This is a genomic window from Streptomyces sp. CA-249302 (genome assembly GCF_050936785.1).
Lineage (GTDB): Bacteria > Actinomycetota > Actinomycetes > Streptomycetales > Streptomycetaceae > Streptomyces.
Map to the genome: position 1 here is coordinate 2,610,866 of NZ_JBNJMG010000001.1, position 26,684 is coordinate 2,637,549.

Here is a 26,684-nt window from a genome sequence, read left to right on the forward strand (position 1 = left end):
GGTCTCAGCTCACGCCCTTCAGCCGAAGAAGTTCCGTACGTGCTCCAGTCCGTCGACCAGAGCATCGATCTCGGCCGGCGTGGAGTACAGATAGAACGACGCTCGCGTGGTCGCAGGAATTCCGTACCGGAGGCAGACCGGGCGGGCGCAGTGGTGGCCCACGCGGACCGCGATGCCCTGCTCGTCCAGTACCTGGCCCACGTCGTGCGGGTGGATGTCCCCGAGCGTGAAGGAGATCGCCGCGCCCCGGTCCTCGGCCGTCGCCGGACCGATGATGCGCAGGTCCGGGACCTCCGACAGGCGCTTGACCGCGTACTCCGTCAGCGCGTGCTCATGGGCGAGGATCTTGTCCATGCCGATCGCCGACAGGTAGTCGATCGCCGCGCCGAGACCGACCGCCTGGGCGATCGGGGGCGTGCCCGCCTCGAACTTGTGGGGCGCCGGGGCGTACGTCGAGGAGTGCATCGAGACCGTCTCGATCATCTCGCCGCCGCCGAGGAACGGAGGCAGGTCCTCGAGCAGCTCCTGGCGGCCCCAGAGGACGCCGATGCCGGTCGGGGCGCACATCTTGTGGCCGGTGAAGGCCACGAAGTCGGCCTGGAGGGCCTGTACGTCCAGCGGCATGTGCGGGGCGGCCTGGGAGGCGTCGATGCAGACCAGGGCGCCGACTTCCTGCGCGCGCCGGATTATCGTCTCGACCGGGTTGACCGTGCCCAGGATGTTCGACACCAGCACGAAGGAGACGATCTTCGTCTTCTCGGTGATGATCTCGTCGATGTTGGACAGGTCGAGGCGGCCGTCGTCGGTCAGGCCGAACCACTTCAGCTTCGCGCCCGTGCGCTGCGACAGCAGCTGCCACGGGACGATGTTGGAGTGGTGCTCCATCTCCGTGATGACGATCTCGGTCTCGTTGTCCACCCGGTAGGGCTCGTCGGCCCAACCGAGCATGTTGGCAACGAGGTTGAGCGACTCGGAGGCGTTCTTGGTGAAGATCACCTCGTCGCGGGAGGGCGCGTTGATGAACGCGGCGACCTTGTCCCGCGCGCCCTCGTACAGCGCCGTGGCCTCCTCGGCGAGCACATGCACACCGCGGTGGACGTTGGCGTTGTACTGCTCGTAGTAACCACTGAGGGCGTCCAGCACCTGGCGCGGCTTCTGCGAGGTCGCCGCGTTGTCCAGGTACACAAGCTTCTTGCCGTCGTGGACCTGCCGGTCCAGGATCGGGAAGTCCTTGCGGATCGCCTCGCCAAGAAGATTGGACTCAGTGAGGAGGCCCGGCAGCTGTGTCACGAAGATGCGCCACCCTTCACGTACTTGTCGTAGCCCTCGGCCTCGAGCTGGTCGGCGAGCTCCGGGCCGCCGGACTCGGCGATCCGGCCGTTCGCGAACACGTGCACGTGGTCGGGCTTGATGTAGCGCAGGATGCGCGTGTAGTGCGTGATCAGCAGGGTGCCGACCTCGCCGGTCTCACGGACCCGGTTGACGCCCTCGGAGACGACGCGCAGGGCGTCGACGTCCAGGCCGGAGTCGGTCTCGTCGAGGATCGCGATCTTCGGCTTGAGCAGCTCCAGCTGGAGGATCTCGTGACGCTTCTTCTCACCGCCGGAGAAGCCCTCGTTGACGTTGCGCTCGGCGAAGGAGGGGTCCATGGAGAGGCGCTCCATGGTCTCCCTGACCTCCTTCACCCAGGTGCGCAGCTTTGGGGCCTCGCCGCGGACGGCGGTGGCGGAGGTACGGAGGAAGTTCGACACGGACACGCCGGGGACCTCGACCGGGTACTGCATCGCCAGGAACAGGCCCGCGCGGGCGCGCTCGTCGACGGACATCTCCAGGACGTCCTCGCCGTCGAGGGTGACGGTGCCGCCGGTGATCGTGTACTTGGGGTGGCCCGCGAGGGAGTAGGCGAGGGTCGACTTGCCGGAGCCGTTGGGGCCCATGATGGCGTGCGTCTCGCCCTGCTTCACGGTCAGGTCGACGCCCTTGAGGATCTCCTTCGTGGCGTTGTCGGCCTCGACGGTGACGTGCAGGTCGTGGATTTCAAGCGTTGCCATGGGTTCCTCAGGACTCCTGGTTGAGGGAGACGAGCACGTCGTCCCCTTCGATCTTTACGGGGTATACGGGGACGGGGCGCGTCGCGGGCAGGCCGGACGGCTTGCCGGTGCGCAGGTCGAAGCTGGAGCCGTGCAGCCAGCATTCGATCTGGCAGTCCTCCACCTCGCCCTCGGAGAGGGAGACGTTCGCGTGCGAGCAGATGTCGTGGATCGCGAAGACCTCCCCCTCGGTCTTCACGACCGAGACCGGCGTGCCGTCGAGTTCCACCCGCTTCGGGGTGTCCTCCTCCAGCTCGCTCAGCCCGCAGGCGCGCAGAAAGGCCGACATCAGACCGACGCCTCCAGCTCGGCGTCGATCTTCTCCAGCAGCCGCGCCTCGATGTCGTCGACGCCGATCTGCTGGACCAGCTCGGCGAAGAAGCCGCGGACGACGAGACGACGGGCCTCGTCCGCCGGGATACCGCGGGCCATCAGGTAGAAGAGCTGCTCGTCGTCGAAGCGGCCGGTCGCGGAGGCGTGTCCGGCGCCGACGATCTCGCCGGTCTCGATCTCCAGGTTCGGCACGGAGTCGACGCGGGCGCCGTCGGTCAGCACGAGGTTGCGGTTCATCTCGTACGTGTCGGTGCCCTCGGCCTTGGCCTCGATGAGGACGTCACCGATCCACACCGCGTGGGCACCCTCGCCCTGGAGCGCGCCCTTGTACATCACGTTCGACTTGCAGTGCGGGGTGTTGTGGTCGACCAGGAGGCGGTGCTCCTGGTGCTGGCCCGCGTCCGTGAAGTACAGGCCGAACAGCTCGGCCTCGCCGCCGGTGCCGGCGTAGGCGACGCGCGGGTGCAGTCGTACGACATCGCCGCCGAAGGTGACGACGAACGACTTGAACGTGGCGTCCCGGCCGATCAGCGCGTTGTGCTGGGCGACGTGCACGGCCTTGTCGTCCCAGTCCTGGATGGAGACGACGGTGAGCTTGGCGCCGTCGCCGATGACGTAGTCGACGTTGGCGGCGATGACCGCGTCACCGGTGTGGTCGATGACGACGACGGCCTCGGCGAAGGCGCCCAGCTCGATGACCTGGTAGCCGTAGCGGACCCCGCCCTCGCCGTGCACCGAGATGCGGATCGGCTCGGTGAGGACCGTCTCCTTGGGGACGGTGACGAGACCGGCCTTCTCGAAGGAGGAGTACGCCTGCGCGGCGATGCGGTCCACCGGGGTGCCGGCCTTGCCGAGGCGCGGGTCGTCGCGGTCGACGATCTCGACGGTGACGCCCTCGGGGGCCTGCACCTCGACCTTCACGCCCTCACCACTGGCGACCGCGGAGCCGTCGTGCAGCCCGCGCAGCCTCTCCAGCGGCGTGAACCGCCACTCCTCCTCGCGGCCGTGGGGGACCGGGAAGTCCGCCACGTCGAAGGACGGGGGCGCGCTCATGCGCGTGGCGACGGTCGACTCGGCGGCAACGGCCACCGCGCCGGCGGTGGTGCTGCCAACCGGGATGTTCTGAGCCTCAGCCATGGCTGTCGGTCTGCTCGCTTTCTGACGCTAGTAAGACTTACGACGGGGGCGTGAGCCGGTGTTAACCGACCGCGCCTTCCATCTGGAGCTCGATCAGCCGGTTGAGCTCAAGGGCGTACTCCATGGGCAGCTCCTTGGCGATGGGCTCGACGAAGCCGCGCACGATCATCGCCATCGCCTCGAACTCGCTCAGACCACGGCTCATCAGGTAGAAGAGCTGGTCCTCGGAGACCTTGGAGACGGTCGCCTCGTGGCCCATGGACACGTCGTCCTCGCGGACGTCCACATAGGGGTACGTGTCGGAGCGGGAGATGGTGTCGACGAGCAGTGCGTCGCACAGCACGTTCGACTTGGAGCCGTGGGCGCCCTCGCCGATCTCGACGAGACCGCGGTAGGAGGTACGGCCGCCACCGCGCGCCACCGACTTGGAGACGATGTTGGAGGAGGTGTTCGGCGCCATGTGGACCATCTTGGAACCGGCGTCCTGGTGCTGCCCCTCGCCCGCGAAGGCGATCGACAGGGTCTCACCCTTGGCGTGCTCGCCCATCAGGTAGACGGCCGGGTACTTCATCGTCACCTTGGAGCCGATGTTGCCGTCGATCCACTCCATGGTCGCGCCCTCGTAGGCGACGGCGCGCTTGGTGACCAGGTTGTAGACGTTGTTCGACCAGTTCTGGATGGTCGTGTAGCGGCAGCGGGCGTTCTTCTTGACGATGATCTCGACGACCGCGGAGTGCAGCGAGTCCGACTTGTAGATCGGGGCCGTACAACCCTCGACGTAGTGCACGTAGGCGCCCTCGTCGACGATGATCAGGGTGCGCTCGAACTGGCCCATGTTCTCCGTGTTGATACGGAAGTAGGCCTGGAGCGGGATCTCCACGTGGACGCCCGGCGGGACGTAGATGAAGGAGCCGCCGGACCACACGGCGGTGTTCAGCGACGCGAACTTGTTGTCGCCGACCGGGATGACGGTGCCGAAGTACTCCTTGAAGAGCTCCGGGTGCTCCTTCAGCGCGGTGTCGGTGTCCAGGAAGATGACGCCCTGCTCCTCCAGGTCCTCACGGATCTGGTGGTAGACGACCTCGGACTCGTACTGGGCCGCGACGCCCGCGACGAGACGCTGCTTCTCCGCCTCGGGGATGCCGAGCTTGTCGTACGTGTTCTTGATGTCCTCGGGCAGGTCCTCCCAGGACTCCGCCTGCTTCTCCGTGGAGCGCACGAAGTACTTGATGTTGTCGAAGTCGATGCCGGAGAGGTCCGAGCCCCAGTTCGGCATGGGCTTCTTGTCGAAGAGGCGCAGGCCCTTGAGACGGAGCTTGGTCATCCACTCCGGCTCGCTCTTCTTCGCGGAGATGTCCCGGACGACGTCCTCGTTGATACCGCGCTTGGCAGAGGCACCAGCCACGTCGGAGTCGGCCCAGCCGTATTCGTAGTTGCCCAGACCCTCGAGCTCGGGGTGGGCAGTCTCCTCGATGGGGAGTGTCATGCGGGGTTCCTCCCGGCGGTGCTTACAGATGCGTTATCAGTGGTCTTGGAAATCTTTGGGATGAATGTCGTACAGACGCCGTCACCGTGCGCGATGGTTGCGAGTCGCTGGACATGCGTCCCGAGCAGCTGGGAGAAGATCTCGGTCTCCGCCTCGCAGAGCTGGGGGAACTTTTCCGCGACATGGGCGACGGGGCAGTGGTGCTGGCACAGCTGCTCGCCCACCGGTGCGCTGCGCGCCGTAGCAGCGTACCCGTCCGCGCTCAGGGCCTTGGCCAGGGCTTCCGTGCGGTCCTCGGGGGCGGCGGCCTCGATCGCCTTGCGGTAGGCGTCGGCCTGCTCGGCGATCCTCGCGCGCGCGAAGGCGACGACCGCCTCGTCCCCGCCGAACCGCTCCGCGATGAAGCGCAGGGCGTCCGCGGCGAGCTTGTCGTACGACTGGTCGAAGGCGTCGCGGCCGCAGTCGGTGAGCGCGAAGACCTTCGCGGGACGGCCACGCGTGCGTGCGCCGTAGACCCGCTGCTCCCGTGCCTCCACGACGTCGTCGACGACGAGTGCGTCCAGATGCCGTCGTACGGCCGCGGGGGTGAGACCCAGTCGCCCGGCCAGCTCGGTGACGGTCGACGGCCCATGGTCCAGGATCGATCGCGCGACGCGGTTGCGCGTGGAGCGCTCACCGGTCGCGTGCTCTTCCTGGTGCGCCCCCATGGGGGCCTCCAGAGCCTCGCCGACGTTTTTCACAACGCCATTGTTGCGTAATTCCTCAGGACCGGGCAACCCACGTCCGGGCCGGTGGACGGTGCCCTGCGTCACTTAGGTTTACCTAATCTGACCTGCGAAAACGATCTTTGATCGATCAAACGGGTGGCGTCCCGGTCCCCCTTCGGGGAGACTCCCGAACCATGCCGAAACCCGCTCCGACCGGCCCTCTTGTCACCCGCGACACAGTCTCGGCAGAGCTGCGCCTACTGGGTGTCGAGACCGGCGAGATCCTCCTGGTGCACTCCTCCCTCAGCAGTCTCGGCTGGGTCTGCGGAGGCCCGGTCGCGGTGGTCCAGGGGCTGCTCGACGCGGTCGGCCCGGACGGCACGATCGTCGTCCCGACCCAGACCGGCGACCTCTCGGACCCGTCCCTGTGGGGAAACCCGCCGGTCCCGGAGGAGTGGTGGGACCGGATCCGGGCCACGATGCCGGCGTACGACCCCCTGATCACCCCGTCCCGCGGGGTCGGCGTGGTCCCGGAGACCGTACGGACGTGGCCGGGCGCCCTGCGCAGCGCTCACCCGCAGACCTCGTTCGCGGCCGTCGGCCCGCGCGCGGCGGAGATCGTCGAGGGTCACGCACCCGACTGCCGGCTCGGCGAGCGCAGCCCGCTGGCGCGCCTCGAGCGGCTGGGCGCGCGGGTGCTGCTGCTCGGCGCGGGCTACGGCTCCTGCACGAGTTTCCATCTCGCCGAGTACCGCATCCCCTCACCCCTGGTCGCGGTGGGCCGCCCGGCACCCGGGGGCGGCTGGGAGACGGTGACGGAGGTGTCGATCACCTCGGACCGGTTCGACGAACTCGGCTACGACTTCGAACGGGACCGTCCCGTCGTACGAGGCAGGGTGGGCGCGGCCCACGTACGGCTGTTCCCCGTCGCGGACGCGGTGGCGTACGCGGAGCGGTGGCTGGCGCTGCACCGGTCCCGGGAGGACGAGATACCGAACGCCGAGGACACCTGTGTGGATACGGAGGGCAATCCCGCACCCGCCCACCGAAGCCGCAGGCCCCGAACCTAGACTCGGGCCCATGCGAAGTGAGCCCGTGCTCCAGGTTCAGGCCCTGGTGAAGCGGTACGGCACGAAAACCGCCGTGGACGGCCTCGACCTGGTGGCCCAGGCGGGCGTGACCGCCGTACTCGGCCCGAACGGCGCGGGCAAGACGACCACCGTGGAGACCTGCGAGGGGTACCGCAAACCGGACTCCGGCTCGGTGCGCGTACTGGGCCTCGACCCGGTGCGCCAGGCCCGCGGACTCCACCCCCGCATCGGCGTGATGCTCCAGTCCGGCGGCGTCTACTCGGGCGCGCGGGCCGACGAGATGCTGCGGCACGTGGCGAAGCTGCACGCGAACCCGCTCGACGTGGACGCCCTGATCGAACGCCTCGGCCTCGGCTCCTGCGGCCGCACGTCGTACCGCCGCCTGTCCGGCGGCCAGCAGCAGCGTCTGGCCCTGGCAATGGCCGTGGTGGGCCGCCCGGAACTGGTCTTCCTGGACGAGCCCACCGCCGGTCTCGACCCGCAGGCCCGGCACGCGACCTGGGACCTGATCCGCGACCTCCGCGCCGACGGCGTCTCGGTCGTCCTCACCACGCACTACATGGAAGAGGCCGAGCAGCTCGCCGACGACGTCGCGATCATCGACGCGGGCCGGCTCATCGCACAGGGCTCCCCCGAGGACCTCTGCCGCGGCGGCGCCGAGAACACGCTGCGCTTCGTCGGCCGCCCGGGCCTGGACGTGGGTTCCCTCCTCAAGGCCCTCCCGGCGGACTGCACGGCCGCGGAGCTGACCCCCGGCTCCTACCGGGTCGGCGGCAAGGTCGACCCCCAACTGCTCGCCACCGTCGCCTCCTGGTGCGCGCAGCACGGCGTGATGCCGGACAAGATCTCGGTCGAACGGCACACCCTGGAAGACGTGTTCCTGGAACTCACCGGCAAGGAGCTGCGCTCGTGACTGCGGGTACGTACACGCCGAAGCCCGGCGCGGCCCCCCTCCCCCGCATGATCGCGGCACAGGCGGCGCTGGAGACGAAGATGCTCCTGCGCAACGGGGAGCAACTTCTGCTGACGGTCGTGATCCCTACGCTGCTGCTGGTGTTGTTCAGCTCCGTGGACATCGTCGACACGGGCGCGGGCAAGGCGGTGGACTTCCTCACCCCCGGCGTCCTGGCCCTGGCCGTCATGTCCACGGCCTTCACGGGCCAGGCGATCGCCACGGGCTTCGAACGCCGCTACGGCGTCCTGAAACGCCTCGCTTCGTCCCCCCTGCCCCGCTGGGGCCTGATGACGGCGAAGACGGCATCGGTCCTGGTCACGGAGATCCTCCAGGTGGTGCTCCTGACGGCGATCGCCTTCGCCCTGGGCTGGTCCCCGCACGGCAACCCGGCCGCCGTCCTTCTGCTCCTGATCCTGGGCACGGCGGCCTTCTCCGGCCTGGGCCTCCTCATGGCGGGCACCCTGAAGGCGGAGGCGACACTGGCCGCGGCGAACCTGGTGTTCCTGCTGCTGCTGGTGGGCGGCGGGGTCATCGTCCCGATGGACAAGTACCCGCAGGGGGCGCAGGACGTGCTGGGGCTGCTGCCGATCTCGGCGCTGTCGGACGGGTTGCGGGATGTGTTGCAGCACGGGGCGGCGATGCCGTGGGGGACCTGGGGATTCTGGGTGTGTGGGCGGTTGTGGGGCTGGCGGTGGCGGGGAGGTTCTTCCGCTGGGAGTGAGTGGCCGGGTTCAGCGGACCCACATCTGGGAGATGAGCGGTCCGAATCCTGGCGCGGTCTGGTAGTTACCGAGGCGAGTGGCGGTGAATGACACCTGTCTGCCGTTGGCCACGGGTATCCGGACGGCCTCGTCCACGACCTTCCGGTCGACCTGCTCCCACAGCCGGCCGGCCAGCGCGGGGTCGGAGCCCTCGGCGGCCTGGGCGGAGGACATGAGCCGGTCCAGCGATGGAGAGCAGTACTCGGCGAAGTTCTGGCTCTGTCTGTTGGCCGGACGGAAGCTGTCACAGCTGAGGAGCTGCGTGAGGTAGGTGGAGGGCGACGGGTAGTCGGGCCACCAGGGCTGGACCATCACCTGTGCTCGTGTGCGTGAGTCCGCCACCGTCGGCCAGTACTTGTCGATGTCCGGGAGGACGTGCAGGGTCGCGCGGTAGCCGAGCTCGTTCAGAAGGTCCACGAAGTAGGCGGTGACGCGGCGGTTCGCCTCCGCGTCCCAGGTCCAGGCACCCACCCGCATGCCCGCCGTACCGGAGGCTCTGACCAGCGTCCTGGCCCGGTCGAGGTCGAGTCCGTAAGGGCAGTACGGACGGTAGCCGGGAAAGCCCGGCGGCAGCGACTGGCAGGTCTTGGACGCGATTTCGGGCCCGCCCATCAAGGACACCAGCTTGTTCCGGTCGACGGCGTGGGCGAGGGCCTGGCGCACCCGCTTGTCGTCGAAAGGCGGCACACGCGTGTTGAGAACCTCGTAGATCATGAAGAACGACGGGGCGACACGCAGCCGCCCGGGATACCGCACGGCGAGCCGTCGCAGATCGGGCCACCCGGGATGGCTGTTGAGATGGATCGCGAGGTCCGCTCTGCCGGCGTTCACCTCGGCGATCTGCTTGTCGGCCGTCGGGACCGCCCGCCAGCGGATGATGTCGGGATAGCCGGCCGGCTGTGCCACGTGGGACCACTCACGGAAGTACGGATTCCGTACGAGGACGAGCTCCTTGCCCTTGTGGTACTCGCCGATCCGGTACGGGCCGGTCGAAGGAACAGGTTGGTTACCGACGTTCTCGGCCGGGGTGCCCGGAGGCGTCGGCGACACGAACAGGGTGAGCTTGCCCAGGAAGTCCGGATCCGGCTCGGTGAGATGGAAGGTGATGGTGGATTTCATGTCGTCGATCACGACGCCGCGCGACAGGTCGCAGCGGTCGGGGTCGTCCATACACGTCGCCCCACCGATGATCCGGGTGAAGGACAGCGGGTTTCCTGCCTCGTCGGTCAGCGCCCGCTGTACGGCACGGCCGAAGTCCGAGGCCCTGACGGTCCGCCCGTCGGAATAGCGGATTCCGTGCCGCAGCGTGAAGCTGTACGTGCGTCCGCCGTCGGTCGGCCGCGGGATCTCGGTGGCCAGGTCCGGCACTAGCGTCATCTCCGATCCTCCGGGTTCCTGGCGCCAGTTGACGAGGTGGTCGTAGGCCACGCTGAGGGCCAGGTACGCCTCGCCGAGATAGACGTCGGCCGGATCGATCCCCACCTCGAAGGCCCCGCCCAGCCCCAGCACTGTCAACGTGCCGCCCCGATGAGCCGACGACGCGAAGGCCCTGGCCCCGGCCCACACCCGGTCCCCCGCCAGCGCCAGCCCGCGCGGCGAACTCCCGGTACGGACCGTCCGCATCGGCTGTCCGTTGCGGGGATCGAGCCGCACGACCGTGGCGTCGTACTCGTTGCTCACCCAGACCCCTTCCTCCCCCGCGACCACCGTGCGGGGCCCGTCGCCCACCGCGTGGGTGGTGACGACACCGGTGTGGGCGTCGATGCGGGAGACCGTCAGGGACAGCCCGTTGGCAACCCACACCGCGTCCTCCGTGACAGCGACGCTGCGTGGCCCCGTGCCCACCGTTTCAGGACTCCCCGCCTGCCCCGTAGCCACATCCACCGGAGTAACCGTGCCGTCAAGGCTGTTGGCCACCCACACCGTGCGCTCGCCCACGCCGATACCGGCCGGGGCCCTGCCCACCGCGACGGCCCGGCCCACGCGGCCCGACTCGGGGTCGATGCGCCGCACCGCGTTGTCACCGCTCAGCGCCACCCACACCCCACTCGGACCGGCCGCTATCGCCGAGGGCAGGTTGCCCACCCGCACCGTGTCGACGACCCGGTTCACGTCGGCGTTGATCCGCGAAACCGTCCTGTCACCGCTGTTCGCCACCCACACGTCATCCCCACTGACCGCAACGGCGACCGGCCCCGCACCCACCGGAATCAACTGGACGGCCCGCGTATCCGGATCGATCCGGCTGACCGAGTCGTCCCCGCTGTTCGCCGCCCACACCGACCCCGCACCCCACGCCAGCCCGTCCGGACTCTGCCCGACCGGCACCGGCGGACCACCGCCACCGGCCACGGCCCCCACGGTGTTGGCCTCCAGCGAGACCGGGACCGAACGGGGCGCGCTCGCGCCGGAGATGAAGCCGAGGCAGAGGGCGGCGATCGCGGCGAAGGACACGACCGGGGAGGGAGTACGCCGACGCCGCCCCGGGACCGGCCCCAGCACCCGGCGCGGTGCGGCCGCGCTCGGATCGTGGGCCAGCACCGCCTGATGGACGCGCCGCACCGACTCGTCGGGATCCAGGCCCAGTTCATCGGCCAGCCGCTCCCGTAACCGCCGATAGCAGGCCAGCGCCTCCGCCTGCCGGCCACACCGGTACAGCGCGAGCATCAACTGCGCGCACAGCTGCTCCCGGAAAGGATGCGCGGCCACCAACTGCTCCAACTCGCCCACGACAGCGGCATGCCGTCCCGACGCCAGGTCGGTCTCGACACGCGCTTCGAGCGCGGCCAGCCGTACGTCCTCCAACCGCGCCGCTTCCCGTCGTACGAACCCGTACTCGCCCAGATCCTCCAGCACCGCCCCACACCACAGCTCCAGAGCCGCCCGCAGCGTCCGACCCGCGTCGGCGTGCCGGCCCTCGTCAAGCTCCTCGCGCCCCTTCCGGACCGCCGCCTCGAAGCGTCCGGCGTCCGTCGCCGCGGGGTCGGTGCGCAGCCGGTAGCCGCGTCCCTCGGTGACGAGCAGCTCGGCCGCGGCCCCGCGAGCGCGGCCCGGCTCCAGGATCCGGCGCAGATGGAAGACGTATGTCTGCAGAGAGGTGACCGCCCCGTCCGGCGGGTCGTCGCCCCAGATCTCGTCGACGAGTCGGTCCAGGGTGACGACCCGGTCCGCCTCGATCAGCAGCAGGGCGAGGACCGCGCGCTGCCGGGGTCCGCCCAGCGGCAGGGCGGTGCCGGAACGCATCACCCGCAAGGGACCCAGGACGCCGAATTCCGTGGCTGACATGGGGCATCGCCCTCGTTCCAAGCCGGTACCAAGGCGCTCCAAGCGCCCGTTCAGGAGCGTAGCGGGACAGAGCGGTGGAGTGTGACCCACTTCACCCAACAGCCGCTCGCCGACGAGGTGTTGCGGCCGGAATCGAGGAGAGTCGCCATGATCCCTTCATCCCTGTCACGCCATCCGGTGTTCTGGGCCACCGTGCCGGTCCTGTGCGCGGCGCTCGGCGGCAGCGGCCTCACGGCGGCACCGGCCGCGGCCAACGTGCTGCTGGACGAGCCGACGGCCGTGTCCGGGTACACCTACGTGGAGCGACACAGCACGTACGACTCCAACTCCTCGCGGTCCGTCAGCGCCCCGTGCCCACGCGGCAAGGTGGTGCTGGCGGGCGGAGTGCGCATGGTCGGCGGCAAGCAGGGCGTGCTGCTGCGCGGTTCGCACCCGGTCCACTCGTCCGCTGGGGACCGGTGGACCGCATCGGCCGAGGAAGTCCGAGCCGACTCCACGGCCAAGTGGCAGCTGCGGGCCTACGCGGTGTGCGCCGACAAGCCCGCCGGGCTGACGTACAAGCAGGCCACCTCGGCGTCCGACTCCCTCAGCCCCAAGACCGTGGCCGTCGCCTGCCCGGCCTCCACCCGGCTGATCGGACTCGGCGCGTGGGTCACGGGCGCCGACTACGGGGTCGGCCTCAACTCCCTCACCCTCACCCGAGGGCTCAGGGTGGGCTACGCACGGGCCGGTGAGGCGATCGCCACATCCGCGCCGTGGAGGCTGACGGCCTACGCGGTGTGCGCCAAGCCGCTCCAGCAGACCTTCCATGAGAGCGCCTGGAAGCCCGCTGCCGGTGCGGCCTCGTCGAAGACGGCCGTCGCCAGGTGCTGGCCGGGCAGCCGTGCGTACGCCACGGGGCTCGTCTTCTCCGGGAACAGCGCCACCCTCGACCGGCTCGCCCCGGTGGAGCTGCGCCCGACGCCGATCCCGCCCACTCCGGCCCAAGGACGGGCGGGTCTGACCGAACTGGCGCCCGGGACGCCCGCCACCTGGTCGCTCAAGGCGCAGGTGATCTGCGTCCGCTGAACTGGGGAAGCGGGGCGTCCGGCGCGGCGCCCCGCTCCCTTGTGACCCGCACCCCGCCCCCTCGTGAACGCATGCACAAGCGGCGGCCTACGATGGACCCCGTGCCAAATCTGACCCGCGCCGACGCCGTAGCCGCCGTGCGCAACCCGCTCGCCTTCATCGCCGCACGTTGGACCCCGACCCCGAAGACGGTTCAGCGGGCGGCGCTTGCCGCGCTCGTGATGTCCGTCGTCATCGTCGTCACCGGCGGTGCGGTGCGGCTGACCGGTTCCGGGCTCGGCTGCCCGACCTGGCCCAAGTGCACGGACGACTCGCTCACCACGACCAGTGCGATGGGCGTGCACGGCATGATCGAGTTCGGCAACCGGATGCTGACGTACGTACTGTGCGCGGCGGTCGGCTGGGCGATCATCGCGGCGCGCGCGGAGAAGCCGTACCGGCGGAGTCTGACCCGGCTCGGCTGGGCGCAGTTCTGGATCGTGATGAGCAACGCGATCCTCGGCGGGATCGTGGTGCTGGTCGGGCTCAACCCGTACACCGTCGCGGCGCACTTCCTGCTCTCCTCCGGGCTGATCGCGGTCGCCACGGTGATGTGGCAGCGGACGCGGGAGGGCGACGGGGCGGCCCGTCCGCTGGTCGGGAAGCCGGTGCAGCAGATGGTGTGGTTCCTGGTGCTGGCGTCGGTGCTGCTGATCGCGGTGGGCACGGTGGTGACCGGTTCCGGGCCGCACGCGGGCGACTCCAGCGAGGTCGAGCGGATGCCACTGGACTGGGAGACGGTCAGCAAGCTGCACGCCGTACTGGCGTGGATCGTGGTGACGCTGACGTTCGCACTGTGGTTCGTCCTCAAGGCGGTCGACGCTCCCAAGAGCCCCCTGGACCGCACCCGGGAACTCTTCCTGATCCTGCTGTCCCAGGGCGTCATCGGCTACGTCCAGTACTTCACGAACCTCCCCGAGGCCCTGGTCGCCCTCCACATGCTCGGCTCCGGCCTGGTGTGGATCGGGGTGCTCCGGGTGCTGCTCGCGATGCGGGAGCGGCCGGCGGCGGAGGTTCAGCTGCCGGGGCCGGCCCAGTCGGGGTCAGCTGTCGGGGCCGGGGTCTGACGAGCCGGTCGGCCGCGCGCTCGCGTCGGGGTCGGTGTGGGGCAGTCCCTCGCCGGGGCTGTCCTTCGGCGAGGTCAGCAGCATGTTGAAGACGTCGCGCAGTTTGTCGACCGTCTGCCGCGAGAACATCCCGACGAGTGCGGCCACGGCGGCCATTCCGTACGGGTTGATGTCGGCGGAGGACGCCATGCTCGTGGTGAGGCCGCCACGCAGCACGCAGTAGACGACGAGGGCGAGAGCGGCCCCGACGAAGGGCTCGATGAGGTACATCGGGAGCCAGCTGCGTCTCAGGCGCCGATTGCCGACGTACTCGTAGACCGAGCGCAGGACGTGGATGAGGGCGCCCAGACCGCCGGCCGCCGTGACGACCACGAAGAGCCGTGTGTCGCGCAGCAGCCGGGGCGTCCAGAACAGGATGCGTATCCGGTCGGCCTTCTCGGCGGCGCCCGGCGCGACGGGTGGCGGCCAGGCCTGCACCAGCGCGGTGGCGAGCGCGACGGAGAGGGCCAGCAGTACGCCGACGATCACGACGACGTCCCGCACCGACGCGTACCGCGTGCCCACGGTCATCGCCTCGGGCCGCCCCTCGTGAGGCGGCAGGGATCTCCCCGTCTCCCCCTCCGTCACCGCGATTCCCCCGGTCCGTCAGTCCGTGCCGGACACCTGGACCTCGGCCAGACCGGCCTGCTCCAGGCAGGTGACGCCGCGCGGGGTGATGGTCCAGGCGTTGTGCCGCCACTGCCGGCTCTTCATGGCCACACCGGACGCCGTCAGCTTGCGGCCGACCCGGCTGACCTCGGTGATGTCGACCTTGAGGCGGTCGGCGAGCTGCTCGTTGCTCAGCCCGGGCTCGTGGGCGATCTCCGTCAGGAAGCGGGCGGCGTGGCCGTTCGGGTCGAGGTTCAGCTGGAGTCCGGAGGGCAGGCGTCGCAACGCCCAGAAGGTGATGTCGATCTGGCCGAGCAACCGGCCGCGCTGCTCGGCGACCTTGGGATTGTCCCGGTCGGGTACCAGCTGTCCGTACAGGCGTCGTAGGCCGTCGTGGGCCGCGCGCAGGGCCGGCTCGTCGGCGGCCAGGGAGGCGTCGGTGATGAGCATGCCGAGGGCGGCGAAGGATCCCTCCGACATCCCGTAGTCCAATTGCATGTCGTCTATGAGATCCCGTACCTCGGTCTCCCTGTCGCGCCGATCGCTCTCCCGCTCACTCATGGTCGTCCCCCGATCCGCTCCTCGACTTCCGCTCCTCCTCCACCATGAAGTGATGTCAAGCGACTGTCAAGTGACACCTCATGATTCTTTCCGGAGATCACCTCGGTGATCACTTCGGAGATCACTTCGGAGATCACCGAGTCCCATTCGTTACACATCCATTGACACACTCAATGCGCATATGCGGCGGCCCCCGTTAACATCTGGTTCACGCGCTTCACGCATCGGGGGGATGAACCATGGACGATATGGCGTCGCGCGATGCCGAACATTCGATCAGCGGGGTTGAATTATCGGCGGATCCGGCCGACCTCTTCGTGATTCTTTACGATCTGCTTCCAGAAGAGCGCTTCCGTGGCAACGAAGCGACCGATTGGTTACAGAATTCGACCGTCAGGGGATTCGCGGACCACGTCTGCAAGCGGGTGCTCCAGAGCGGCCTGGTCACCGAAAGGCTGGCGGGCGAGATCGTCCGCGAGATCGACAACCACGGCCACCGGGGCATGTTCGCCGCCCTCGTCGGCCTTGACTGGGCCCTGGCCGCGGCCAACCCGTTCAGCCCCGCCTATGACGAGTCGGCCATGTCCGCGCTGCGCGTCCGCTACGTCCTGCACGGCCACCTCAACAACCCGCGGGAGACGACGGGACTCCTGCTCCCCCGTTGCGCAAGGCCCGGAAAGGTCATGTCCGAGTGGGAGCACAAAGCGGACTTCTTCGGCGTGCACCGGGTCACCCGGAGCGACTGTGATCGCATTCGACTCGAGCGGATACCGAGCCGCAACGATCCGGGATTCACAGCGGGGGAAACGATTTCGGTCGGCGCCGTGCCAATGCTGCAGAATTACGACGACCTGGTGTTCGAATGGCCTCGCAGGGGCCCCGGCCGACGATATCGGATCAGCCCTTCGAAGGATCTCGGCGACCGCTTCGGCGAAGTGATCGACAATCTCCGGGAATCCGGCGCCGAAATCGGGGTCCTGCCCGAGAGCACGGTGTCCAAGCTGCTGGTGCCGCGGTGGGAGAACCAGCTCAGGGAGCTGCCCAAGGACAGCAGCCTGCGGTGGCTGCTGCTCGGCACCGGCCCGGTCGGGGACACCAACCCGCCGCCCAACCGGGCCGTTCTGGTGGACTGCCGTACCGGCGAGACCATCCTGGAGCAGGACAAGATGGCCGGCTTCACCCTCACCACCGACCTGGCCGACCAGTGGCGGCTGCCCGGCGGACCGCACCGAGGACCCGCCCACGAGGACATCTCCCGAGGGCTCGACATCACCGTGCTGGACAGCTCCCTCGGCCGCCTCGCCGTCCTGATCTGTGAGGACGTCAAGCAGACGGTCCCCTGGGCGGCCAAGCTCCAGGCGCTCGGCGTCTCGCACATCCTCGTCCCGCTGTTCGCCGCCCCGATCCAGCGGGCGAGGACCCAGTGGGAGCGCCAGGCGGCGCAGCGCTGCGTCGAGGAGTTCGGCGCCTGGGTCGTCCTCTCCAACAGCCTCGCGGTCGGCGCGAATTGGGAGGTCCCGGACTATCTCGAAGCGGGCGACGGCTTCAACTGCGCCGTGGTGGGCCCTCCCGAGCGCCGGGCGACCACCTACGCGGAGCTCTACGACACCCAGTTCTGCCGCGCCGACAGCGCCGTGGACCCGTCCCGGGTGCACTTCCACAACGGCACCCCGGTGACCGCGGAGGACGGCGGGCCGCTGCCCCTGCCCACCGTGCGGGCGGGCTGGTCGGAGGTCGAACCGACCTGGGCGGACGTGGACGAGGAGCCGGACTGGGGAGCGGCCGGATAGCGCACGCGCCGACGGGGGCGAACGGCTCACTCCACCCCGTACACCCGCCGCGCGTTCCCCGCCGCCACCATCCCCGCCACCCGCTGCGCGTCCGCCAGCGACCACGCGCCCTCGGCGACCCAGCCGCCCAGCACTCGCCCCAGCGCCTCCCGGAACAGCCGCGCCCCCACCACGTGCAGCTCCGGCAGGCCATGGGCGCCGCTGGAGAAGAGGATCTTGCCGAAGGGTGCCAGTTCCAGGAGTTCGGCGAGGATCGTGGCCGCGCGGGCGCCGGTGCGGACCAGGGCCGCGCCCGAGTCGGCGTAGACGTGCGGGAAGGTGCCGGCCAGGTGGGCGGCGTGGCGGTGGTACGGGTAGCCGTGCAGGAGGATCAGGTCGGTACCGAGTCCGGCCGTCGCGCGGACGAAGTCCGTCAGGAGTACGGGGTCGGTACGGTCGATGCGCTGGCCCGGTTCGCCCAGCCCGGCGTGCAGTTGGAGGGGCAGCCCCGAGGCGACGGCGATCCACAGCAGGTGCCGTAGCAGAACCGGATCGGTCAGTTCGCCGCCGACCCGGCGGCCGGCCAGCCACCGGCCCGCCGCGCCCCGCACCTCCCCCGGGCCCGGCGGCTCGGGCGCGAGGGACAGGCCGTGCCGTACGCCGGCCACCGATGTGAAGGCGACCGCACTGCCCGCCGCGCCGTGCACCGACTCGGCGAGGTTGGCGAGGAAGGACTCGACGGTGCCGGAGGTGTCGGCGACCTGTTCGGCCAGCAGTTCCAGGCGGACGATCTCCCGGGCCTCGGCGGCGCCCGCGGAGGCCATCTCGGAGGGGCCGGTGAGGTCGCCGGGGAGGCCGGTGTCGACCAGGTAGGTCGTGATGCCGCTGCCGCGGAGCAGCCTGCGGCCCGCTTCCAGTACGCCGAGTTCACGGCGCCGGGCGAGATAGCGGGCGGGGTGGCAGTGCGGCTCCAGGCCGAGTAAGGGGGGACACCAGCGTCGTACCGCGAAACCGGTCTGGGTGTCGAAGAGGGTGGTGCCGGGGGCGGGCGGGCCCTCGGTGCGGGAGAGTTGGGCCTCGAAGGTGCCGAGGCCCAGCTCGGTTCTCAGCACGCCGTGGCAGTACTGGTCCACGAGGGACGGCGTTTCGATCATCCGGACTCCCCGACGGGACGCTGCGCTGGCTTACAGGTCCTAACGGGTGAACGGGCGCCTAGGTGATGGGGGGAGGTCCCTCAGCCTCCGATCTGGATGCCGGCCATGCGCTTCCACTCGTACGGGCCCGTCTTCACCTTCGCCGCGAACTCGCCGTCGAAGTCCTCATGGACCGTGATGCCGGCCTTCGCCACCGCCTTCTCGGCGAGCTCGTACGACGGGGCCACCAGGTCGCCCCAGCCGCCGTCCTCGCCGACCAGGACGATGCGTGCGCCGCGTTCGCCGATGTTGGCCACCTGGCCCTCGGCGCCGCCGTGCGCCTTGGCGAAGGCGTCGATCTGCTTGGCGAGGCGCGCCACCTTGCGCTCGGCCTTCTGGTCAACCTGCTGCGTGTCTGCCATGGTCAGGATGCTACCGACGGGTAGATCGCTTGGCGACGGATGGGCCGAGTGACCCTTACCTCAGGAACGGGTCCACCGCGACCGCCACGAACAGCAGCGACACATAGGTGATCGACCAGTGGAACAGCCGCATCTCCTTGAGCTTCCCGCCCGTCACTTCCGCCTTGGCCCGGTTCTGGAGCGCGTGCGCCTCCCACAGCCACCAGCCGCCGGCCGCCAGGGCCACGGCCGTGTAGAACCAGCCGGTGTAGCCGAGGGGGGTCAGCAGCAGGGAGACGAAGACCATCACCCAGCTGTAGATGACGATCTGCTTGGCGACCGTCTTGTTGGAGGCGATGACCGGGAGCATCGGCACGCCCACGCGCGCGTAGTCCTCCTTGACCTTCATGGAGAGCGGCCAGTAGTGCGGCGGCGTCCAGAAGAAGATCACCAGGAAGAGGATGAGCGGCGCCCAGGAGAGCGAGTCCGTCACGGCGGACCAGCCGATGAGGACCGGCATACAGCCCGCGATGCCGCCCCACACGATGTTCTGCGAGGTACGGCGCTTGAGGATCATCGTGTAGACGACGACGTAGAAGAGGAGTGCGCCGAGGGAGAGCCAGGCGCTCAGCCAGTTGACGGCGAGGCCGAACAGGAGTGTCGAGACGACGGCGAGGGAGATGCCGAAGGCGAGGCACTCGCGCGGCGAGACCATGCCGGTGACCAGCGGGCGCTGCGAGGTGCGGTCCATGAGCGCGTCGATGTCGCGGTCGATGTACATGTTCAGCGCGTTGGCGCCGCCCGCCGAGAGGTAGCCGCCGACGCAGGTGAGCAGCACCAGCGTCAGGTCCGGCACACCCTGCTGGGCGAGGAACATCACCGGAACGGTGGTGATGAGCAGGAGCTCGATGATCCGCGGCTTGGTCAGCGCCACGAACGCCTTGACACGGGCCCCGAACGGCCGGTGACGCGGGCTCTCGCTCGCAGCGATTACCCCCGCTGGACGGGATTCGACGGCCGTCACGCACACCCCTACAGAGACATCCCAGCGAGCCTCGGCCGTGTGAAGTCCCGGTAAAGGCCCGCGCGTACCACGCCACTGTAGACGTTGCCCATACCCCGACATTCGCGGGGGTGGGGTCGTGTTGGGAAGGGTCGTACGGAAGGTCGATTGAGCACTCGGATGAGCAGCTCCGTATTCAGTTGCCGAATGCGATCCGACCGGTCGGGAGGCGGATCCCCCGTGGGCCCGGCAGTCTGGAATGACTCGAAAAATTGCACGTACTCACGGGGGTAGGCTCGACAACGGCCGGTGGGCGTCCAGTGCGCCGGCATTCGACATGCGTGACGTTGCTACATGCGTGACATGTGGAGAGGAGCCCTGACCCAGGGTGAGCACCAAGCCGACCACCACAGACCTCGAGTGGACCGAGTTGGACCAGCGGGCCGTGGACACCGCCCGCGTCCTGGCCGCCGACGCCGTACAGAAGGTCGGAAACGGCCATCCTGGTACGGCGATGAGCCTGGCCCCCGCCGCCTACACCCTCTTCCAGAAGGTGATGCGGCACGACCCGGCCGACCCGGACTGGGTCGCGCGTGACCGCTTCGTGCTGTCCGCCGGCCACTCGTCCCTGACCCTCTACACGCAGCTCTTCCTGGCCGGTTTCGGCCTGGAGCTGGACGACCTCAAGGCCTTCCGGACGTGGGGCTCCAAGACCCCCGGCCACCCGGAGTACGGCCACACCAAGGGCGTCGAGACCACGACCGGGCCGCTCGGCCAGGGTGTCGCCAACGCCGTGGGCATGGCGATGGCCGCCCGCTACGAGCGCGGTCTGTTCGATCCGGAGGCCGCGCAGGGCGAGTCTCCGTTCGACCACTTCATCTACGCGATCGCCGGTGACGGCTGCCTGCAGGAGGGCATCTCCGCGGAGGCCTCCTCGATGGCCGGCCACCAGCAGCTCGGCAACCTGATCCTGCTGTGGGACGACAACCACATCTCGATCGAGGGCGACACCGAGACGGCCGTGTCCGAGGACACCGTCAAGCGCTACGAGGCGTACGGCTGGCACGTCCAGCGTGTCGCGCCGAAGCCGGACGGCGACATCGACCCGCACGCGATCTACAACGCGATCGAGGCCGCGAAGAAGGTGACGGACAAGCCGTCCTTCATCGCGATGCGCTCGATCATCGCCTGGCCCGCCCCGAACGCGCAGAACACCGAGGCCGCGCACGGCTCGGCCCTCGGCGACGACGAGGTCGCGGCCACCAAGCGCGTCCTGGGCTTCGACCCGGAGAAGAGCTTCGAGGTCTCCGACGAGGTCCTCAAGCACACCCGGCAGGCGCTGGAGCGCGGCCGCGAGGCGAAGACCGAGTGGGACAAGTCGTTCCAGCTGTGGCGCCAGAACAACGCCGAGCGCGCGGCCGACTTCGACCGCATCCACGCGGGCGAGCTGCCCACCGGCTGGGAGGAGAAGCTCCCCGTCTTCGAGCCGGGCAAGGGCATCGCCACCCGCGCCGCCTCCGGCAAGGTGCTGCAGGCCCTCGGCGCCGTGATCCCCGAGCTGTGGGGCGGCTCCGCCGACCTCGCGGGCTCGAACAACACGACGATCGACAAGAACAGTTCCTTCCTGCCGGCGGACAACCCGCTGCCGGAGGCGGACCCGTACGGCCGCACCATCCACTTCGGCATCCGCGAGCACTCCATGGCCGCGGAGATGAACGGCATCACCCTGCACGGCAACACCCGTGTCTACGGCGGTACGTTCCTGGTCTTCTCCGACTACATGCGCAACGCCGTACGCCTGTCGGCGCTGATGCACCTGCCGGTGACGTACGTGTGGACGCACGACTCGATCGGCCTCGGCGAGGACGGCCCGACCCACCAGCCCATCGAGCACCTCGCGTCCCTGCGCGCGATCCCCGGTCTCAACGTCGTCCGCCCGGCCGACGCCAACGAGACCGCGATCGCCTGGCGCGAGATCCTGCGCCGCTACACCAAGGTCTTCGGCAAGGGCGCCCCGCACGGCCTCGCACTGACCCGCCAGGGCGTGCCGGTGTACGAGCCCAACGAGGATGCCGCCAAGGGTGGTTACGTCCTGTTCGAGGCCGACGGCGGAGACGCCGAGGTCGTCCTCATCGCCACCGGTTCCGAGGTGCACGTCGCCGTGGCGGCGCGCGAGCGGCTCCAGGCCGACGGTGTGCCCACGCGCGTCGTGTCCATGCCGTCCGTGGAGTGGTTCGAGGAGCAGGACCAGGGGTACCGGGACAGCGTTCTGCCGCCGAACGTGAAGGCGCGGGTCGCGGTCGAGGCCGGTATCGGACTGACCTGGCACAAGTACGTCGGGGACGCCGGTCGCATCGTTTCCCTGGAGCACTTCGGTGCTTCCGCCGACGGCAAGGTGCTCTTCCAGGAGTTCGGCTTCACTGCCGAGAACGTGGCCGCCAAGGCGCGGGAATCCATCGCCGCCGCCCAGCGCTGACGCTCACATACGACACGTAGGAGATGTAATTCCATGACAGACGCACTCAAGCGCCTCTCCGAGGAAGGCGTCGCGATCTGGCTGGACGACCTGTCGCGCAAGCGGATCACGTCCGGCAACCTCGCTGAGCTGATCGACCAGCAGCACGTCGTGGGCGTCACCACCAACCCGACGATCTTCCAGAAGGCGATCAGCAGCGGCGACGGCTACGACCAGCAGCTGTCGGACCTCGCCGCCCGCAAGGTGACCGTCGAAGAGGCCATCCGCATGATCACCACGGCGGACGTCCGCGACGCCGCCGACATCCTGCGCCCGGTCTTCGACGCCACCGACGGCCAGGACGGCCGCGTGTCGATCGAGGTCGACCCGCGCCTCGCCCACAACACCAAGGCGACCGTCGCCGAGGCCAAGCAGCTGGCCTGGCTGGTCGACCGCCCCAACACGCTCATCAAGATCCCGGCCACCAAGGCGGGTCTGCCGGCGATCACCGAGGTCATCGGCCTCGGTATCAGCGTCAACGTCACGCTGATCTTCTCGCTGGAGCGCTACCGCGAGGTCATGGACGCCTACCTGGCCGGCCTGGAGAAGGCCAAGGAGCGCGGCCTCGACCTGTCGCTGATCCGTTCGGTCGCCTCCTTCTTCGTGTCCCGGGTGGACACCGAGATCGACAAGCGCCTCGACGCGCTGGGCACCGACGAGGCCAAGGCCGCCCGCGGCAAGGCCGCCGTCGCCAACGCGCGGCTGGCCTACGAGGCGTACGAGGAGGTCTTCTCGACGGCTCGCTGGAGCGCGCTGGAGAACGCGGGCGCCCGCAAGCAGCGTCCGCTGTGGGCCTCGACCGGCGTGAAGGACCCGGCGTACAAGCCGACCCTCTACGTCGACGACCTGGTCGCGCCGAACACGGTGAACACCATGCCGGAGGCCACCCTTCAGGCCACCGAGGAGCACGGCTCGATCACCGGCGACACCGTCGCCGGTACGTACGAGCAGGCGCGCGCCGACATCGAGGCCGTCGAGAAGCTCGGCATCTCGTACGACGACGTGGTGCAGCTCCTGGAGGACGAGGGCGTCGAGAAGTTCGAGGCGTCCTGGAACGACCTGCTCAAGTCGACCGAGGCGGAGCTGGAGCGCCTCGCCCCCTCGGAGGGCTGAAACCTTGTCGAGCAGCAACCCGCTGCGTGACCCTGCCGACCGACGGCTCCCGCGTATCGCGGGGCCGTCGGGCCTGGTCATCTTCGGCGTCACGGGCGATTTGTCACGAAAGAAGCTCATGCCCGCCGTGTACGACCTCGCGAACCGGGGTCTGCTGCCGCCGGGCTTCTCGCTGGTGGGCTTCGCCCGCCGCGAATGGCAGAACGAGGACTTCGCGGCCGAGGTCCACGACGCCGTCAAGGAGCACGCCCGTACGCCCTTCCGAGAGGAGGTCTGGCAGCAGCTCATCCAGGGGATGCGCTTCGTCCAGGGCACCTTCGACGACGACGAGGCGTTCGAGCGGCTGCGCTCCACCATCGACGAGCTCGACAAGGCACAGGGCACGGGCGGCAACTTCGCCTTCTACCTGTCGGTGCCGCCGCGCTCCTTCCCGGTCGTCATCCAGCAGCTGAAGAAGCACGGTCTCGCCGACCAGTCCTCCGGCTCCTGGCGGCGCGCGGTCATCGAGAAGCCCTTCGGCCACGACCTGAAGTCGGCCGAGGAGCTCAACACGACCGTGGAGGAGGTCTTCGCCCCGGACCAGGTCTTCCGCATCGACCACTACCTGGGCAAGGAGACCGTCCAGAACATCCTGGCGCTCCGCTTCGCCAACACGATGTTCGAGCCGATCTGGAACCGGTCCTTCGTGGACCACGTGCAGATCACCATGGCCGAGGACATCGGCATCGGCGGCCGGGCCGGCTACTACGACGGCATCGGCGCCGCCCGTGACGTCATCCAGAACCACCTCCTCCAGCTCATGGCCCTTACGGCCATGGAGGAGCCCGCCTCCTTCGACGCCGACGCGCTGGCCGCCGAGAAGACCAAGGTGCTCGGCGCGGTACGGCTGCCGAAGGACCTGGGCCGGGACACCGTGCGCGGTCAGTACGCGGCGGGCTGGCAGGGCGGCGAGAAGGCGGTCGGGTACCTCCAGGAGGAGGGCATCGACGCCAACTCGAAGACCGACACCTACGCGGCCATCAAGGTGGAGGTGGACAACCGCCGCTGGGCGGGCGTCCCGTTCTACCTCCGCACCGGCAAGCGCCTGGGCCGCCGGGTCACCGAGATCGCGGTCGTCTTCCAGCGGGCCCCGCACTCCCCCTTCGACCACACGGCGACGGAGGAGCTCGGCAAGAACGCGATCGTCATCCGCGTCCAGCCGGACGAGGGCGTGACGGTCCGCTTCGGCTCCAAGGTCCCCGGTACCTCCATGGAGATCCGGGACGTGTCGATGGACTTCGCCTACGGCGAGTCCTTCACGGAGTCGAGCCCGGAGGCGTACGAGCGGCTGATCCTGGACGTCCTGCTCGGTGACTCGAACCTCTTCCCGCGCACCGAGGAGGTCGAGCTGTCCTGGAAGATCCTCGACCCGATCGAGGAGTACTGGGACACGCACGGCAAGCCCGCCCAGTACCCGTCCGGTACCTGGGGGCCCGTCGAGGCGGACGAAATGCTCGAGCGAGACGGACGGAGCTGGCGCCGGCCATGAAGATAGACCTCACGGACACCACGGCCAGCAAGGTCAACAAGGCGCTGGTGCAGGGGCGGCGGGCCATCGGCACGCCCGCCGTCGGCATGGTGCTCACGCTGGTCATCGTGACGGACGAGGAGAACGCGTACGACGCGCTGAAGGCCGCCAACGACGCCTCGCGCGAGCACCCCTCGCGCACGCTCGTGGTCATCAAGCGCGTCTCGCGCACTCCCCGCGACCGTACGCAGTCCCGGCTGGACGCCGAGGTCCGGGTGGGCGCGGACGCGGGCACCGGCGAGACGGTCGTACTGCGGCTGTACGGCGAGGTGTCCGACCACGCCCAGTCGGTGGTCCTGCCGCTGCTGCTGCCGGACGCGCCCGTCGTCGTCTGGTGGCCGGTGAACGCGCCCCTCGACCCGGCGAACGACCCCCTGGGCGCGCTGGCCCAGCGCCGGGTGACCGACACTTACGCGGCCGAGCAGCCGGTACGGGAGCTCACCGCCCGCGCCGACACCTACACGCCCGGCGACACCGACCTCTCCTGGACCCGCATCACGCCCTGGCGCTCGATGCTGGCCGCCGCTCTCGACCAGGTCACCTGCGAGGTGGAGGGCGTCGAGGTGGAGGGCGAGGAGTTCAACCCGAGCTGCGAGCTGCTGGCGATGTGGCTGGCGGACCGGCTGGACGTGCCGGTGAAGCGGACGCTGTCGGGCGGGCCGGGGCTGACCGCGGTCCGTATGCACACCGACAGCGGCCCGATCGTCCTCGACCGCGCGGACGGGTCCCTGGCGACCCTCTCCATCCAGGGCCAGCCGGACCGTGCGGTGGCGCTGAAGCGGCGCGAGACGGCCGAGCTGATCGCGGAGGAGCTGCGGCGGCTGGACCCGGACGACACGTACGCCTCGGCGCTGCGGTTCGGGGTGGAGCGGCTGAACGGGGCGGCGACGCCCCGGGCCTCGGTCGAGAAGGCGATGGCCTCCCTGGAGGAGGCCGTTGCCTCCATGGAGGACGCGGTGGCGTCCGTCGAGGAGAAGGTGGCCTCGGCCCGGGAGGGGGCATCCAAAAGTGCCGGCTCCACGCCCGGAGGGGAAGCGCCGGACGAAGCCGCTGCTGAAGCTCCCGCACCGGAGGCGGCGGAAGCATCGGTGACGAAGGCGACGGAAGCGCCGGTGACGGAGCCTGACGAGGCCGGCAAGAAGGCGAAGGCGTCGTGAGCACTCCGCAGCTGGTCGTGCACCGCGACAAGGAACTGATGGCGCAGGCCGCCGCGGCCCGCCTCATCACGAAGATCGTGGACGCGCAGGCCTCCCGGGGCTCCGCGTCCGTGGTCCTCACGGGTGGCCGCAACGGCAACGGCCTGCTGGCCGCCCTCGCGTCCCAGCCGGCCCGGGACGCGGTGGACTGGGGTCGGCTGGACCTCTGGTGGGGCGACGAGCGCTTCCTGCCGGAGGGCGACCCGGAGCGGAACGTCACGCAGGCCCGCGAGGCCCTGCTGGACTCGGTCCCGCTGGACCCGAAGCGGGTGCACGCCATGCCGGCGTCGGACGGCGAGTGGGGCGACGACGTGGAAGCGGCGGCTTCGGCCTACGCGGAGGAGCTGGCCCGCGCGGCCGGCCCCGAGAACCACGGTGCGGTGCCCACCTTCGACGTCCTGATGCTGGGCGTCGGCCCGGACACGCACGTGGCCTCGCTGTTCCCGGAGCTCCCCGCGGTCCGCGAGACCGAGCGGACGGTGGTCGGCGTCCACGGCGCCCCGAAGCCCCCGCCGACCCGGGTGACCCTCACGCTCCCCGCCATCCGCGCGGCCCGCGAGGTCTGGCTCCTGGCGGCCGGCGAGGACAAGGCCCAGGCCGCGGCGATCGCCCTCTCCGGAGCGGGCGAGATCCAGGCCCCGGCGGCGGGCGCCCGCGGCCGCCAACGCACCCTGTGGCTGCTGGACTCGGCAGCGGCTTCCCAGCTACCGAGGTCGCTGTACCCGCCGGCTTCACCGTGAGCGCCTGACGGCGCGAAGG

At 69.7% G+C, this 26,684-nt stretch carries 22 protein-coding genes and 1 pseudogene; 11 read left to right on the top strand and 12 right to left on the bottom strand.

The window, feature by feature from the left end:
* Positions 1-18: 18 nt before the first annotated feature.
* The 6 genes from ACQEWB_RS11795 to ACQEWB_RS11820 form a co-directional block, all read right to left on the bottom strand.
* Positions 19-1,290, bottom strand: coding sequence for a cysteine desulfurase (locus ACQEWB_RS11795; RefSeq protein WP_432829867.1), 1,272 nt, complete (start codon positions 1,288-1,290; stop codon positions 19-21).
* Complete coding sequence (gene sufC / locus ACQEWB_RS11800) at positions 1,287-2,051, bottom strand: Fe-S cluster assembly ATPase SufC (protein ID WP_432829869.1); 765 nt, start codon at positions 2,049-2,051, stop codon at positions 1,287-1,289. The genes ACQEWB_RS11795 and sufC overlap by 4 nt, the downstream gene beginning before the upstream one ends.
* A gap of 7 nt (positions 2,052-2,058) precedes the next feature.
* Positions 2,059-2,379 (bottom strand): non-heme iron oxygenase ferredoxin subunit, encoded by a 321-nt coding sequence (locus ACQEWB_RS11805; RefSeq protein ID WP_432829871.1) that lies wholly within the window; start codon positions 2,377-2,379, stop codon positions 2,059-2,061.
* Positions 2,379-3,560: a Fe-S cluster assembly protein SufD gene (gene sufD / locus ACQEWB_RS11810; protein ID WP_432829873.1), complete on the bottom strand. Its 1,182-nt coding sequence runs from the start codon at positions 3,558-3,560 to the stop codon at positions 2,379-2,381. The genes ACQEWB_RS11805 and sufD overlap by 1 nt, the downstream gene beginning before the upstream one ends.
* 61 nt (positions 3,561-3,621) lie before the next feature.
* The gene (sufB, locus tag ACQEWB_RS11815) at positions 3,622-5,046 is read right to left on the bottom strand and encodes a Fe-S cluster assembly protein SufB (protein ID WP_432829875.1); all 1,425 of its coding nucleotides are present in this window, start codon (positions 5,044-5,046) and stop codon (positions 3,622-3,624) included.
* Entirely contained in the window at positions 5,043-5,786 is a 744-nt protein-coding gene (locus ACQEWB_RS11820) for a helix-turn-helix transcriptional regulator (protein WP_432829877.1), read from the bottom strand. Before ACQEWB_RS11820 ends, sufB begins: the two co-directional genes overlap by 4 nt.
* Before the next feature lie 161 nt (positions 5,787-5,947).
* On the opposite strand from ACQEWB_RS11820, the gene ACQEWB_RS11825 reads away from it, so the two are divergent.
* The 3 genes and pseudogenes from ACQEWB_RS11825 (at position 5,948) to ACQEWB_RS11835 (ending at position 8,520) form a co-directional block, all read left to right on the top strand.
* On the top strand, positions 5,948-6,823 hold the full coding sequence (locus ACQEWB_RS11825) for an aminoglycoside N(3)-acetyltransferase (RefSeq protein ID WP_432829879.1): 876 nt from the start codon (positions 5,948-5,950) through the stop codon (positions 6,821-6,823).
* Positions 6,824-6,833: 10 nt separating this feature from the next.
* Positions 6,834-7,757: an ABC transporter ATP-binding protein gene (locus ACQEWB_RS11830; protein WP_432829881.1), complete on the top strand. Its 924-nt coding sequence runs from the start codon at positions 6,834-6,836 to the stop codon at positions 7,755-7,757.
* Between the two features lie 47 nt (positions 7,758-7,804).
* Positions 7,805-8,520 (top strand): annotated as a pseudogene (locus ACQEWB_RS11835) (ABC transporter permease).
* Between the two features lie 10 nt (positions 8,521-8,530).
* Here the strand turns inward: ACQEWB_RS11835 and ACQEWB_RS11840 are convergent.
* Entirely contained in the window at positions 8,531-11,845 is a 3,315-nt protein-coding gene (locus ACQEWB_RS11840; RefSeq protein ID WP_432829883.1) for an ABC transporter substrate-binding protein, read from the bottom strand.
* Between the two features lie 147 nt (positions 11,846-11,992).
* Between ACQEWB_RS11840 and ACQEWB_RS11845 the strand changes: the two genes are divergently transcribed.
* Both ACQEWB_RS11845 and ACQEWB_RS11850 read left to right on the top strand, forming a co-directional pair.
* Positions 11,993-12,913, top strand: coding sequence for a hypothetical protein (locus ACQEWB_RS11845; RefSeq protein WP_432829885.1), 921 nt, complete (start codon positions 11,993-11,995; stop codon positions 12,911-12,913).
* Between the two features lie 92 nt (positions 12,914-13,005).
* Positions 13,006-14,019, top strand: coding sequence for a COX15/CtaA family protein (locus ACQEWB_RS11850; protein WP_432829887.1), 1,014 nt, complete (start codon positions 13,006-13,008; stop codon positions 14,017-14,019).
* Here ACQEWB_RS11850 and ACQEWB_RS11855 read toward each other — a convergent pair.
* Positions 13,996-14,589 (bottom strand): hypothetical protein, encoded by a 594-nt coding sequence (locus tag ACQEWB_RS11855; RefSeq protein WP_432829889.1) that lies wholly within the window; start codon positions 14,587-14,589, stop codon positions 13,996-13,998. The two genes, ACQEWB_RS11850 and ACQEWB_RS11855, sit on opposite strands and share 24 nt — an antisense overlap.
* A 75-nt stretch (positions 14,590-14,664) precedes the next feature.
* Positions 14,665-15,228 (bottom strand): hypothetical protein, encoded by a 564-nt coding sequence (locus ACQEWB_RS11860; protein ID WP_432829891.1) that lies wholly within the window; start codon positions 15,226-15,228, stop codon positions 14,665-14,667.
* Positions 15,229-15,653: 425 nt separating this feature from the next.
* Between ACQEWB_RS11860 and ACQEWB_RS11865 the strand changes: the two genes are divergently transcribed.
* Positions 15,654-17,018, top strand: coding sequence for a hypothetical protein (locus ACQEWB_RS11865; protein ID WP_432829893.1), 1,365 nt, complete (start codon positions 15,654-15,656; stop codon positions 17,016-17,018).
* A 26-nt stretch (positions 17,019-17,044) separates the two neighbouring features.
* Here the strand turns inward: ACQEWB_RS11865 and ACQEWB_RS11870 are convergent, their stop codons facing one another.
* The 3 genes from ACQEWB_RS11870 to ACQEWB_RS11880 form a co-directional block, all read right to left on the bottom strand.
* Complete coding sequence (locus ACQEWB_RS11870; protein WP_432829895.1) at positions 17,045-18,151, bottom strand: amidohydrolase family protein; 1,107 nt, start codon at positions 18,149-18,151, stop codon at positions 17,045-17,047.
* Between the two features lie 80 nt (positions 18,152-18,231).
* Positions 18,232-18,552, bottom strand: a complete 321-nt coding sequence (locus tag ACQEWB_RS11875; protein ID WP_432829897.1) for a hypothetical protein — start codon at positions 18,550-18,552, stop codon at positions 18,232-18,234.
* A gap of 55 nt (positions 18,553-18,607) precedes the next feature.
* Complete coding sequence (locus tag ACQEWB_RS11880; RefSeq protein WP_432829899.1) at positions 18,608-19,561, bottom strand: heme o synthase; 954 nt, start codon at positions 19,559-19,561, stop codon at positions 18,608-18,610.
* A 361-nt stretch (positions 19,562-19,922) separates the two neighbouring features.
* On the opposite strand from ACQEWB_RS11880, the gene tkt reads away from it, so the two are divergent.
* The 5 genes from tkt to pgl are packed head-to-tail and all read left to right on the top strand — an operon-like array spanning position 19,923 to position 26,665.
* Positions 19,923-22,010 carry a transketolase gene (gene tkt, locus ACQEWB_RS11885; protein WP_432829901.1) on the top strand — a complete coding sequence of 696 codons (2,088 nt, stop codon included), beginning with the start codon at positions 19,923-19,925 and terminating at the stop codon, positions 22,008-22,010.
* Between the two features lie 33 nt (positions 22,011-22,043).
* On the top strand, positions 22,044-23,162 hold the full coding sequence (gene tal, locus ACQEWB_RS11890; RefSeq protein ID WP_432829903.1) for a transaldolase: 1,119 nt from the start codon (positions 22,044-22,046) through the stop codon (positions 23,160-23,162).
* Positions 23,163-23,166: 4 nt separating this feature from the next.
* Positions 23,167-24,690, top strand: a complete 1,524-nt coding sequence (gene zwf / locus ACQEWB_RS11895; RefSeq protein ID WP_432829905.1) for a glucose-6-phosphate dehydrogenase — start codon at positions 23,167-23,169, stop codon at positions 24,688-24,690.
* A complete protein-coding gene (gene opcA / locus ACQEWB_RS11900; RefSeq protein WP_432829907.1) occupies positions 24,687-25,886 on the top strand; it encodes a glucose-6-phosphate dehydrogenase assembly protein OpcA in 1,200 nt (399 codons plus the stop codon). The genes zwf and opcA overlap by 4 nt, the downstream gene beginning before the upstream one ends.
* Positions 25,883-26,665 (top strand): 6-phosphogluconolactonase, encoded by a 783-nt coding sequence (gene pgl / locus ACQEWB_RS11905; protein ID WP_432829909.1) that lies wholly within the window; start codon positions 25,883-25,885, stop codon positions 26,663-26,665. The genes opcA and pgl overlap by 4 nt, the downstream gene beginning before the upstream one ends.
* Positions 26,666-26,684: the final 19 nt, after the last annotated feature.